Origin of the sequence: Reinekea sp., assembly GCF_046710285.1 — a bacterium.
Lineage (GTDB): Bacteria > Pseudomonadota > Gammaproteobacteria > Pseudomonadales > Natronospirillaceae > Reinekea.
This window is the reverse complement of sequence record NZ_JBKEGY010000025.1, coordinates 41263-54219: the sequence shown is the minus strand read 5'-3', so window position 1 is coordinate 54219 and position 12957 is coordinate 41263. Positions and strand designations below refer to the sequence as shown.

Annotated in this window: 10 protein-coding genes; 2 read left to right on the top strand and 8 right to left on the bottom strand. The window is 41.7% G+C overall.

Annotated features, from left to right (window positions below; genetic code table 11):
• The coding region (locus tag ACI882_RS15030) for a sulfatase-like hydrolase/transferase (RefSeq protein WP_411748530.1) at positions 1–1069 on the top strand (1069 nt) is incomplete at its 5' end.
• A 44-nt stretch (positions 1070–1113) separates the two neighbouring features.
• Here the strand turns inward: ACI882_RS15030 and ACI882_RS15025 are convergent.
• From ACI882_RS15025 to ACI882_RS14990, 8 genes are all read right to left on the bottom strand, one after another.
• A complete protein-coding gene (locus tag ACI882_RS15025; RefSeq protein WP_411746955.1) occupies positions 1114–2148 on the bottom strand; it encodes a mechanosensitive ion channel family protein in 1035 nt (344 codons plus the stop codon).
• Positions 2149–2274: 126 nt separating this feature from the next.
• Positions 2275–3888, bottom strand: a complete 1614-nt coding sequence (locus ACI882_RS15020; protein ID WP_411746954.1) for a TRAP transporter large permease — start codon at positions 3886–3888, stop codon at positions 2275–2277.
• A gap of 1 nt (position 3889) precedes the next feature.
• A complete protein-coding gene (locus ACI882_RS15015) occupies positions 3890–4573 on the bottom strand; it encodes a TRAP transporter small permease (RefSeq protein WP_411745423.1) in 684 nt (227 codons plus the stop codon).
• 145 nt (positions 4574–4718) lie between these two features.
• Positions 4719–5708, bottom strand: coding sequence for a TRAP transporter substrate-binding protein (locus ACI882_RS15010; protein ID WP_411745429.1), 990 nt, complete (start codon positions 5706–5708; stop codon positions 4719–4721).
• Between the two features lie 219 nt (positions 5709–5927).
• Positions 5928–7304, bottom strand: a complete 1377-nt coding sequence (locus ACI882_RS15005; protein ID WP_411745424.1) for a sigma-54-dependent transcriptional regulator — start codon at positions 7302–7304, stop codon at positions 5928–5930.
• Positions 7301–9055, bottom strand: a complete 1755-nt coding sequence (locus tag ACI882_RS15000) for a sensor histidine kinase (RefSeq protein ID WP_411745425.1) — start codon at positions 9053–9055, stop codon at positions 7301–7303. Before ACI882_RS15000 ends, ACI882_RS15005 begins: the two co-directional genes overlap by 4 nt.
• A 93-nt stretch (positions 9056–9148) precedes the next feature.
• Entirely contained in the window at positions 9149–9433 is a 285-nt protein-coding gene (locus ACI882_RS14995; protein WP_411745426.1) for a hypothetical protein, read from the bottom strand.
• A 94-nt stretch (positions 9434–9527) separates the two neighbouring features.
• Positions 9528–10847, bottom strand: a complete 1320-nt coding sequence (locus ACI882_RS14990; protein WP_411745427.1) for an MFS transporter — start codon at positions 10845–10847, stop codon at positions 9528–9530.
• 178 nt (positions 10848–11025) lie between these two features.
• On the opposite strand from ACI882_RS14990, the gene htpG reads away from it, so the two are divergent.
• Positions 11026–12939, top strand: coding sequence for a molecular chaperone HtpG (htpG, locus tag ACI882_RS14985; RefSeq protein ID WP_411748529.1), 1914 nt, complete (start codon positions 11026–11028; stop codon positions 12937–12939).
• Positions 12940–12957 lie beyond the last annotated feature (18 nt).

The following is a 12957-nucleotide window of genomic DNA, read 5'->3' as shown; positions in this document are numbered from 1 at the left end:
GAACCAAATAGTTCCAGATAAAGATTGGTTAAAAAATGATATTGTTAGTATCAAATCATCACTCCAAAATATTGAGCCGCGTAATATTTATATAATGGTTATGGAATCATTTATAGACCCTACATTATTTCCTAAACTAGAGCTTCCTGAAGACTATTTAACACCATGGATGAGAGATTTACAGGCGTTTAAAAACCTATCTCGATCGCCGGTCTATGGAGGTTCGACAGCTCAAGCAGAATTTGAAATTTTATGTGGCGTACCCGCTAAGGCACTCGTTGGTACTATTGAATTTAATAGTTTTGGTGGCGCAAGTACTTCATGTCTCGGCACATGGCTGGGTACTGTTGGCTATAGGACGGTCGCTCAAAATGCCTATAAACCTTCCTATTTTAACCAGGTTAAAGGGTATGAAGGCGTTGGCTTTACTGATATTTATTTTCCAAAAGAGTACGCCAGTGGCTCTGATACACACTTGCAAGTAAACTTCACAAAAACAAGTGGAGAGTATATGTACGATGGAGATTTTTTTGAACAAGCTAATCAGTATTTCTTAAATACGGTGGCAGATGCCTCTGTTGGATTAAATTATATGTTGGGTGTTTACGGGCATTATAATTTCTATATAGATTCCGAACGTTTTCCAAAGATCGTTAGTCTCGATGGTACTGAATTTGAGAATATTCAAAATATTGTAAATCAGTATTACTACCGTGTACGCGTTATTGAACAAAATGTTAAGGAAATAATTGAGCGAGATCCTAGCGCAGTGATTTTAGTGGTTAGTGATCATTTGCCTTTAACGTCAGGTTCAACAAATTATTACCTTGAGCGCGGGTATCCAAACATTTATACCAATGTTTATTATCTATGGGATAGAGGCATGCCTGTTCATATTGATAAACAGGTTAGTCATTATGACTTACCCTGGATTTTACTATCTCTGCTTCGCAATGATAATTGCTACTCAGAGAGTTGCGTTGAAGTTGATTACAAAGGTCGTTATGAGCAAGTAATGGCGCATGCTATGAGAGTAAAAAGTCCTGAGTTAGAAAACTTATTACAATAAAGGATGAAACTGAATAAAAAGCGCTAAGTTGTTTAGATGCAATATTAATCTTCTTTAAGCTTCAGCGCGTCAGTTTCAATTCGTTTTATTAGGTCTTCTCTTTTACTGCGTAAGTGAATTTGCTGTTCATCTTTATTGTCATCATTTGAATCGTCTAGTTCTTGTATTGCGACCTCTGTTTCACTAAGCACCCCTTTTAATTCCTCTAACGTAGCCGCCTCTTCCGCTTTATCAAACGCTAAATCTTCTTGCTGGGAGGCTTCTTTTAATTGGTTATCGAATATCTTTTTAGGAATAATGGGCGCATTTGCATCGAGCACTCTTGTGTTCATAAAGGTGGGGGATACTATTTCAATGCCTTCTGCATGCAGTTCATCTAAAATTTGTTCTCTGAGGCTTGAGCGGGCCGATATTAGGCCTTTTACCTCTTCTTTTAACCCAGCCACCCGATAAAGCACAGAATAGTCACCCAGCTCTCTAACTTGGACAAAGCCATTTTGTAAGCCTGCTTTTTCAGCGGCTCTTAGCAGGCAAGATTGAATCGTGATGCGTGAAATGTCATATCCTAAAGAAACCTCTGCCGAGATAATGGTCCCTGATGATCGAACTACCTTAATGGCTTGAGTAACCATCGAGGTATTCGGCAAAGTAACTAGGTCGCGGTCTTCCGTTTGGATCTCGGTATGTAACAAGCCCATTTCGGTAATTCTGCCGGTGATTTCATCTATCGTTATAAAGTCACCTGGTCGTGCGCTCTTAATTATTCTTAACATGATACCGGCAAGAATATTACCTATGAAAGTAGTAGAAGAGAGCGCAATAGCGGCACTTATGACAATACCAAACAAACTCAGTAACTGGCTTCTGAGAGTATCGCTTACAGGTAAGGCAAGGATGATTGCTAGTAAGCTCAAAATAATGAGCCCGAGGATTATAAGCGGCAATTGGAACGATAAATTAGGCTGACTTTCCCATTTACGGCTCAAAATTGAACGTACAGCAAAGATAGTCAAGGTGGCTAGAATGAACGTTAATGAAACGGGCACAATGGTTAACAGGTTGGCAGTAAATTGATTCATAGTGTATCTGACCAATAAGTTTCAATAGGTCACTTTAAGATACACTTTTACTAAACGAATGGAATCATAAAATTACAAAATGGTGAGCAGCTCCAAAGGAGTGCTCACATTACTCATTTTAAGTAACTATTTAATTATAATTTCTGGTCCCATGATGAGGTATGGAAGCCAAGTTGAGATAATTGGAATATAGGTAATCAGTATGAGGAATACCATTAATACACTTACGAATGGCAGTGCCGCCCGAACAACCTGAGATAAACTCATTCCGGTAATGCCGGAGGTCACAAATAGGTTTAGCCCTATGGGTGGGGTAACCATGCCTATTTCCATGTTGACCACCATCATTATTCCTAAGTGAATTGGATCAACACCCAGTTCCATTGCAATTGGAAACACAACCGGCGCAACAATCATTAATAGACCAGAAGGCTCCATAAACTGACCACCAATTAGAAGTAAAATATTAACCACAATTAGGAAAGTAAACCAGTTGAAGCCAATACCTAACATCCATTCGGTGATTAATTGAGGTATACGTTCTGCAGATAGGGTATGCGCAAATAATAGTGCATTTGCAATAATAAACATGAGCATGACGGTTGTTTTAGTGCCATCTAAAATAACGTCACGTGACTGCCCACCAAATATACTAGGTAAAAAGTTGCGAATGAGTAGCGATAAGTTTCGCCCCCAAATTCGCGTTGCCCCAGTCATTGCCGTCGTAAATGTAACACCTTTAAACTTTCGCCAATGATAGTAGGCAATTAGGACAGCGGTGCTTCCGATTGCAATATTAATCCAATGCTTGGCTTGAAACCCTAAGTCGTCATTACCAACAGAGAAGAACGTAATCATCGTTGCAATAACAAAAAAAGAAACGGCGTATGCAGAGGACTGGAAACCAAATTTAGCAATGGTGTCGTCTGATTCTTCTATCCAAGGTATACCTTCTAGAGGACCCATATCCCGATAAATAAATAGGGCGACAAGCATTGAATATATGGCTGCAACTATGGCTGCTTCTGTTGGTGTAAATACGCCACCATAGATTCCACCCATGATGATGACAACTAGAAATAGTCCCCAGACTGCTTTTTTAGCGGCGTGTAGCCAATGTAAAATACCTTTCCACTCTTCAGAAGGTAAGTTTTTTCGACGCGCGACAATATAAATTGCAATCATCAGCATTAGGCCAGCTATAATGCCTGGGATAACACCCGCTAAAAACATCCGACCGACAGATACGTCAGTTGCCGCCGCGTAGACAACCATAACAATTGAAGGCGGAATTAAAATACCCAGTGTTCCAGCGTTGGCAATAATCCCCGATGCAAACTCTTTGCTATAGCCTACTTGGCGCATACCCACGATAGCAATAGAGCCAATAGCAACAACCGTTGCAGGAGAGGAGCCAGATAAAGCTGCAAACATCATACACGCCAAAACAGATGCCATGGCTAAGCCGCCACGAAAATGGCCAACTGATGCAATTGCAAAATCAATTAGCCGTTTTGCAACACCGCCAGTTGACATATAGGCCGATGCCAAAACAAAAAATGGAATAGCAAGTAACGTATAGTGGTTGCCAACGCCAAAAAGAGAAATAGCGACAGATGAAAGTGATGCGTGTGAAATAAAAGTAACAAATAGTATTGATGATAAACCAAGTGAAATTCCAACCGGTACACCAGCAAAGAGTAATCCCAGGACCATTGAAAATAGAATGAGTGCGTCCATGTTAATCTCCCGCCAAAATATTTTTATTATCTTCGACTAAATCTTCAGCTTCATGCGCACTGATAAGTGCTTTGCGTTTGCCGGTTAGAATATCGACAAAAGCTTGAGTGCCGCGAAGTACCAGAAGTGCTAGACCAATCGGTAGTGCTAATAGAACTATCCAACGGTGGACGCGGTTTTGAACGCCAAAAATCTCTTGAGCCCAGGCTGGATAACGCAGTTCTTCTGCACCAATACCAATTTGATACATTTTTGCCCAGTATTCAATGGCACCGCCACGAACATCAATTCCGAGCATTGCAACCCAAACGCTGTCGAGAAGAATAAGTCCATATGCAATGACGCATACAGCACCGAATAAACTCACTATTTTCTCTAAAGGTTTTGGAAGCGCCTTCAAGCATATATCAACACCGAGGTGTAGATTCGTTTTTATTCCATAGCTCATTCCGAACAGGATTAGCCAGGAAAACATGTTTGTATTGAATTCTAACGCAGCGGACCAACCAGTATTGAAGCCATAACGAGCTACAACTTGAACAAAAGATACCGCCATAATTGATGTGATAATAAGTATTAAAAAGTTTTCTTCTAAGCGGTGCATTACCTTGTAAAAACGCATTTCAAGCAGCCATAGAATGGCTACAAATAGTAGTAAAATGAGATGAGGCCAATAGGTCGACATGGCAGCTCCTAATTATTCTGATTAGATCACGCAGAAGTAGAATGGGACGTTTGAGCACCATTCGTCGTTTTTTGTTTTTGAGTTTTGTTGTGCCAAAAGTACGGCCGACACATCCATGTGTCGGTTAAGGTCTTCTCAGTTTAGATTAAGAACCTGCAGCAGCATTGATTAAATCTTTACCAATGGCTTTTTCAAACTGGCCCCAAGCAGGTTTCATTGAATCTACCCACTTAGTACGCTGTTCTGGCGTTAGTACGTTGATAACACCACCCGCATTGAGGATGTTCTGGCGGTTATAAGCTTCTTTTTCTTTTACTTCAAGGTTTGCTTGAAGTGTTACGTCATTCGCGATTTCAATGAACTGATTTCGTACATCGGCATCCAGACTGTCTAAAAATTCTTTAGATGTCATGAATAAATAAGCTAACAACTGATGGTTGGTTTCGGTGACTGAGTCTTGAACTTCAAAGAATTTTTGAGTGTAAATATTAGACCAGGTGTTTTCTTGACCATCTACAACACCCGTTTGTAGCGCACCGTAAACTTCAGCAAACGCCATTGGTTGTGGTGAAGCTCCCATTGCTTTAATCATGGCTTTCGCAACGTCTGAAGTTTGAACACGGAATTTCAAACCAGCAGAGTCGGTCGGTTCAATGAGTGGTTTATTAGCAGAGAAATACTTCATGCCAGACATCCAATAACCTAAACCAACGAAACCCACATTTTCCATTTCATTCAATAGACCCTTACCTTCATTTGATTGTGTGAATCGAATGGCAGCATCTATATCCCTAAAGATAAAGGGAAGGTCGAACACACCAAATTTTTCAGTATAAGAACCGAATTTTGATAGTGAAGGTGCAAGGAGTTGAACATCGCCTAGTAGAAGTGCTTCCAGCTCTTTACTGTCTCCAAACAGAGTACTGTTAGGGTAAACTTCAACACACATTTTACCATTAAGCTCTGTGTTGACTCGTTCAGCAAAGTTATTTGCAGCAACAACTTTTGGATGAGTTGTACCACCAGTCACGTGGCTAAGTTTTACAACTGTTTCGCCAGAATCGCAATTTGCAGCTGAGTATGATGCAGTGGCACCTAAAGTTACAGCAGCAATGAAGTGTACTAATTTTTTTATAGTCATTGTTAAACCCTTTTATTTTTGTTGGTATGACTCGATCAGTGGTTAAAACAGTCGAATCTGGGTTTACTTTAGCAATGTTAATGCCAGAAATAAAAATCATGCTCGAAGCCCAATACCAAAAGGGAGGCGCTGACTGAGCCTATATTTTAGGCTCTGGCGTGAGTAGCGCGGTGCACACTTTGGTTGTGTATGAAACTTGTAATGGGTAGTTGACTACCCATTTAGATCTTCATTATCATTTAAGTCTGATACGTCGATAGAGAGTCGTTTTATCTTGTCGTATAAACCTTTCCTAGACAGCCCTAGAGATTGGTAGGTTTGCTTTAAGGATCCGCCATTTTTAATCAATTCATGTTCAATTACTGTTTTTTCATACTGTTGTAACCGTGAATTAAGATCGCCACTTAGTTTTTCTTCAGAAGTGTCAACAAAACCGTTCCACATGCCTAATACAAAGCGGTCCGCGTAATTCCTTAACTCTCGAACATTTCCTGGCCAAGGGTAGCTGCATAGCTGCTCGACTAGAGATGGTGAAATGTCTGGTATATCTCGCCTATATTTACTGCGTGCAATTCTGGCTAAGTGAAAAAACAGCAACGGTATATCTTCGTTTCGTTCTCTTAAAGGCGGAATGTTAAACCGAATAACATTAAGACGATAATAGAGGTCGATTCTAAACTGGCTAAGATTTGATAAATCTTCTAAGTCTTCTTTTGTAGCTGCAATAAAAGTGACATCTAACTCGACAGTTTTATTTGAGCCGAGCGGATCAATGGTACGTTGCTCTATAGCTCGTAAAATTTTGGCCTGTAAATCGAGGGGCATTGAATCTATTTCGTCCAAAAATACCGTACCGCCGGCGGCGTACTCAAGCTTACCGATTCGTTTTTTGGTTGCACCGGTAAAAGCGCCGACGTCATGGCCAAAGAGCTCACTTTCAATTATGTTTGCTGGAATCGCCGCGCAGTTTATCGCGACGAAGGGCTTGTCTTTGCGAAGTGAAAAATCGTGGATTGCGCGTGCAACGACTTCCTTACCGGACCCCGTTTCACCAATAATTAAACTATCAACATTCGCGTTTGACAGAGCAATGATTTGCTCTCTGAGTAACTCAATTCCCGGTGAACGCCCGACAAGACGTTGGCTGATTGGATCATGGTCATCAATGGTTTCACGTAGACTTCGGTTTTCTAATACCAGTCGGCGTTTTTCGATTGCGCGTTTAACAACTTCGATTAGCCGTAAAATGGGGAAAGGCTTTTCTAAGAAGTCATAAGCGCCTTTCTGAATCGCTTCGACGGCAAGGGGAACATCGCCGTGACCGGTCATTAAAATTGCAGGAATAGAAGCATCTAATTCGACCACTTTGGACATAAAATCCATGCCGTTTAAATCGGGCATCATTATATCGCTGATGACTACGCTATAACTGTCGCGAGATAAGTGGCTAAGTACATCACGAGCCCTTAGGTCAGAGCGTACATTAAAGCCCTCTAACTCAAGACCCTGTTGCAGTGCGTGTACTAGGTCGCCATCATCATCGGTGAGCCAGACAGTGGCTTGGCTTGTGTGGTCTAAGGTATTGGTCATGTAGGCGTTTTACTCTTATTAGGCTTATTGGGCAGTTCAATAGTAAAGCAGGCGCCACCTAAGCTCGATTGGGTTAGGTATATATTACCACGGTGCTCTTTCATGATGTCCTTCACGATAGGCAAGCCTAAGCCTAAGCCTGCGCCAGCTTGCTTAGAAGTATAGAAGGGTTCAAAAATATGGATTTGGTTTTCTAGGCTCACACCAGGGCCGCTGTCTTCTATTGATATTGAGACATAGTGGGTATTGCGTTGATAGCTAACCATGACTCGGTGTGATTGGTTCACCAAGTCAGAGTCGTTAATCGCATCAATCGCATTGGTTAATAAGTTTAAAATAACCTGACTTATCTGAACAGAGTTGCCGTACGCTGTATCTGTTTCTGCAATGTTGTGAGAAAGCGAAAGGGACGCTGCTTTCACTCTCGGCCGGACTAACATAAACGATTCTTCGACACAGGAATGAATATTGATATTATCAGACTGGTCAGACGGCTTACGGGCGAATGACATGAGTATTCGAGAGAGGTTACCCAACCGATCTGTTTGTTGAATAATTCTGTCTAAATTATCAGCAACACTGTCTATTTTATTCAGTGCTAAAAACTTAATGCCATTTTCAGCGTAAGTGCGCATAGTGGCCAATGGTTGATTATATTCATGACTTAAGGTTGTGCTCATTTGGCCAATAGCTGCCATTTTTGCTGACTGAATGAGTTCCTGTTGCGTTGTTTTTAATTGCTCTTCTGCCATTCGTCGGTCGTTAACCTCCTGACTTAATAGTTTATTTGTTTGCTGTAATTCGGAGGTTCGCACTAAAATTTTTTGCTCTAATTCCTGGGCATGCAGAAGGTCTTTTTGCTGAATCAAAATTAGCTTTTCTCTACGACGAACAAACAAAGTAAAAATAGAAATTATAATCAGGCAAACCAATAACGCCGTTAATATAGTTAACCTGGCAATTGATTTATTGTCGATACTGGCATGGGCCGTTACTGTCCAGCCTACGGTGTTTAGTTGAACACTCGACACGACTTGGTTGGTTTTTCGCTTTAGTTGCTTGGATTCAATGAGCGTAGTACCAATTAAAGCGGCATTACTGGCCAGCACCACACGTTGTTTGTCATCCGTGGCTATAAGTTTTGCGGTAGCAATAGCCCAAGACTGTGCAACGGGCTCTAAATTTACCATAAAAACTAAAATGCCAATGGGTTCCGCGTTGGCTTGAATAAAAGAAGAAAATGCATATAGGGAGTGATTCTCGTCTATATTAAAATATTGCCTACCTAGTCGTCCTTCTTTGGGCGCTACAGTGAGTGCCCTTAGTAAACTTGAGTTGTAGAATCGTTTATTTAAATCTTGTGCCGAAGCAATTATTTCGCCCTGAGTACTGAGGATGAGGGTATCAAATGAGCCGGAAAGGTAATTTAGCTGCCGTAACCATAGCTGAGTTGCATTTGAGGCAGGGTCAGAATCTTTCCAGCTTGACTTGTCACCATGTTGGCCCATAAGTACGGGAAGTAGTCGGTATTTTTCTAGGTGGCTTTCGAGAATTTGAACCTGAAGTTCTAACTGATGGTTTACATCTTGCTCTGTAGTTACGGTAAGGCGCTGTAATGCACGCAAATAGCCGAATTGATAGAGCATAGCGAGTGACAACATGCACAGTGTAAATGCCAAGATCCATGTTGATGAATGTCTTTGCCAGTATTGGGCTTTAGCTGAACTGAGTAAATCGGTCGCGTCGGTCATTTTTTTCTTTTTAATATAATCTAAAAAAACCAAAATTACGATGCGACTTTAAGTAATAAGGCGCATGCAGCGTTTACGCATGCGTTATGTTGTTTAGTCTTTAGGCTCAGTGTCTTTAGAAACGACTTCACCTTCGATAACGTTGGACTGTTTGAATTGTGATTGATAGCGATGAAAATGCTGAGGCGGCGTAAATAGAGGGCGCCCAGTAATCGCAATTTTAATTTTGTTAATAACAGCCATTACAATAGCAAATACAGCAAGACCAAGCACAACAACGAGACCGACCCAAAAAAGCGTAGCGACGATGACAATTGACAGCACTAAGGCTATGGCACGCTGCCACGGTGGACGTTGATTAAACTGGAATTGGAACAAAATAGAACCCTATTAATAAATGTAGATATACAGATCATGGGCGCTACGCGTGGCTAATTCAAGTCGAAATACCACGCCAAAAGTCACTATTTGGCTAATGTCGTTGAGCTAAGGCCTTGTTGAGCGGCACGAATGCCAACATCACACCGCCAATAATGAAGTACACCAAAATGAATAGCAGGCCGCTGTGACGTCCGATAGAATCGCTAATTGGACCGAAAGTCATACCAATAATGATTGCAAACCGGCCAAAGGTGCCCCATAAGCCAAATAGCAAGGCTGAGTCCTCAGGTTTAGCCAATAAGCCAACCACCGCACGGCTTGCAGATTGTGTAGCACCCATTGCACTACCCGCGATGAAAGCGACCACGACAAACAACTTATTTATTTCCATACCGGTCATGCTAACGAGTGGATCTAGAAAATAAATACCTAAGATTCCGGTTATCCACCAACCCAGAGATAAGAAAATAGTTTGTTTAGAGCCTATTTTATCTTCTATAAAACCGAAGCAAATGGCACCTAACATAGAGCTAACCTGCAGAGTTGCGCCAATTAATAATAGAGCGGTGCCATTAATGCCGATTTCCTCTTGTGCGTAGATACCAAAAAACTTAACCACGACTGCAATGCCTGCGCTGTACATCATAAAAGCTAGAAAGAACTTAAATAGCACAGGGTAGTCACCGATGATGTTTTTCATGTCTAGCACGCGTTTAACGGCGGCTGTTGACAGCTGTTTAAAACTAGCCTGCTCATAACCCGGCTTAGCAATGGCGCGTTCTTTAACAAATAAGAAGGTTGGCAGGGCGCCCAAAAAGTAGAACAGAGCGATAAAAACCATGGCAAGTTGGTTTTGGTTAACGAAGAGGTCGAAGTCGGTTACTTTATCAGCGGTTATAAATCCGGCCATGATTAGCAAGCTGAGAAGGCCGCCTATGTACCCAATGCCCCAGCCGAAGCCGCTGATTTTACCCATATTTTTCTTGGTCGCTAATTCTGGTAAGAAGCTGGCAATGAATGATTCCGATAGCATCCAAGCGGTATTACTAAACACTAATAAGGTTAACCCAATCCATATTTGCCCAGGCTCTACAAAAAACAAAGCTGCTGTGGCAAAAATGGAGGTAAAGGTACATACAGCAAGGTACTTCTTCTTTTTACCGCTGTAGTCACACAGTACGCCAACTAATGGCGCCAGAACAATCGCCAATGCGGTTGATATGGCCACTGCCAGTGACCAAAAGGTGTTCTTCATATGCGCTAATTCAGGTGGCACGATATAAGAGACAAAAAATGCACTGTAAATAAAGGTAACGACAACGGTGGTGTAGCTGCTGTTGGCAAAATCGTACATAGCCCAACCAAAAATTTCGCGTTTTTTAACCGGCGGGACAGTTATGGGGTTGTTCATCGAGTGCTTCCTAGCATTTGTTTGTTATTTTGACGGTAGAGTGTGCCCCATAGGCTGAAAAAACAAAAGAAATACGCTATCAAAAGGGCCGAGAAATTGAATTAACACCTTGAAATTCATCACAAAAACCCCACAAAGAGTGCTAGCAATACATACAGTACTTATTTAGGAAGGATTTATGTCTGAAACAAACCAAGAATCGCTAAGTTTTCAAACCGAAGTAAAGCAATTGCTTCATTTGATGATTCACTCACTTTATTCAAATAAAGAGATATTTTTACGTGAATTGGTATCAAACGCATCGGATGCGTGTGACAAATTGCGTTTCCAAGCACTAAAAGATGACTCGCTATTAGCCGATGGTGCTGATTTCCGTGTACGTATTAGTGCAGATAAGGAAGCCAATACCTTAACGATCGAAGACAACGGTATAGGCATGAACCGTGAAGATGTCATTAACAATCTGGGTACCATCGCTAAGTCAGGCACGGCTGATTTCCTTCAAAACCTAACGGGTGATGAGAAAAAAGATTCTCAACTCATTGGCCAGTTTGGTGTCGGCTTTTATTCTTCTTTTATTGTTGCCGATAAGGTTGATGTTTACTCGCGTAAGGCCGGTACTGAAGCCAATGAAGGTGTGCATTGGAGTAGTGAGGGAGAAGGTGAGTTTACCCTAGCCGATATTGAGCTGCCAAGCCGCGGCACTAAGCTCGTGCTGCATTTAAAAGCAGATCAATCTGAATTTGCAGACACTTGGCGGTTGCGTAATCTGGTTAAAAAATATTCTGATCACATTGCTGTACCTGTACAAATGCTTGAGGAAAAGCCGGCCGCTGCAGAAAACGAAGAAGATGCAGAAGTAGATGCACCTCAATGGGAAAACGTCAACAGCGCTAAAGCATTGTGGACCCGTCCACGTAGCGAAGTTAAAGACGAAGAGTACCAAGAGCTATATCACCACCTCTCACACGACTTTGGTGATGCCGTCTCATGGAGTCATAACAAGGTTGAAGGTAAATTAGATTACACCAGTCTTTTATATGTTCCTCAAAAAGCTCCTTACGATATGTGGAACCGTGAGCGTGTTCGTGGCTTAAAGCTCTATGTTAACCGTGTTTTCATTATGGATGACGTTGAGCAGTTCTTACCTCTTTACCTGCGCTTTATTAAGGGTGTGATTGATTCAAACGATTTACCATTGAACGTATCTCGTGAAATCTTGCAAAGCGATAGTACCATCGAGAGTATTAAAACGGCATTAGTAAAACGTGTTTTAGATATGCTAAGTAAACTGGCTAAAAAAGAGCCTGAAAAGTATCAAACTTTTTGGGATGAGTTTGGCCAAGTATTAAAAGAAGGCCCTTCCGAAGACATGGGCAATAAAGAAAAAATTGCCAAACTACTGCGTTTTGCTTCTACTCATACCGGTGAAAGCAAGCAAGATCAGTCGTTAACCGCTTATATTGAGCGCATGAAAGAAGGCCAAGAAAAAATCTACTACGTTTGCGCAGACAACCATCAAACGGCTAAAAATAGCCCGCATTTGGAAGTTTTCCGTAAAAAAGGCATTGAAGTTCTATTGTTATCCGATCGTATTGATGAGTGGTTAATGGGTTACTTGCAAGACTTCGACAGCAAGCAAATAGTCGACGTTGCACGTGGCGGATTAGACCTTGGCGATATCGAAACCGAAGAAGAGAAGCAAGCCCAAGAAAAAGCCAATGATGAACATAAAGACTTGTTAGAGCGCATAAAAGCGCAATTTAGCGATGAAGTTGAAGATGTTCGTATGACGCATCGTCTCGTAGAAAGCCCAGCGTGTATTGTTGTGGGCGAGAATGACATGGGTGCGCAAATGCGTCGCATTATGGAATCTGCAGGCCAACAAGTGCCTGATTCTAAGCCAATCTTAGAATTGAACCCAGAGCATCCATTAGTCATACGGCTAGAAACAGAGCAAAGCGAAGAGCGATTTGCAGATTTAGCGAGCATTTTGCTTGAGCAAGCTCGCTTAGCTGAAGGTACGCAATTAAACGATGCCGCCGGCTTTGTGACTCGTCTAAATAAGCTATTGCTGGAAATGATGGCCTAGCCTAAACGCTAATGCCTA

Excerpts from the sequence above, each read along its gene's own strand:
- ACI882_RS15025 (WP_411746955.1), bottom strand. The coding sequence starts at position 2,148 with ATGAATCAATTTACTGCCAACCTGTTAACCATTGTGCCCGTTTCATTA.
- ACI882_RS15020 (WP_411746954.1), bottom strand. The coding sequence starts at position 3,888 with ATGGACGCACTCATTCTATTTTCAATGGTCCTGGGATTACTCTTTGCT.
- ACI882_RS15015 (WP_411745423.1), bottom strand. The coding sequence starts at position 4,573 with ATGTCGACCTATTGGCCTCATCTCATTTTACTACTATTTGTAGCCATT.
- ACI882_RS15005 (WP_411745424.1), bottom strand. The coding sequence starts at position 7,304 with ATGACCAATACCTTAGACCACACAAGCCAAGCCACTGTCTGGCTCACC.
- ACI882_RS15000 (WP_411745425.1), bottom strand. The coding sequence starts at position 9,055 with ATGACCGACGCGACCGATTTACTCAGTTCAGCTAAAGCCCAATACTGG.
- ACI882_RS14990 (WP_411745427.1), bottom strand. The coding sequence starts at position 10,847 with ATGAACAACCCCATAACTGTCCCGCCGGTTAAAAAACGCGAAATTTTT.
- htpG (WP_411748529.1), top strand. The coding sequence starts at position 11,026 with ATGTCTGAAACAAACCAAGAATCGCTAAGTTTTCAAACCGAAGTAAAG.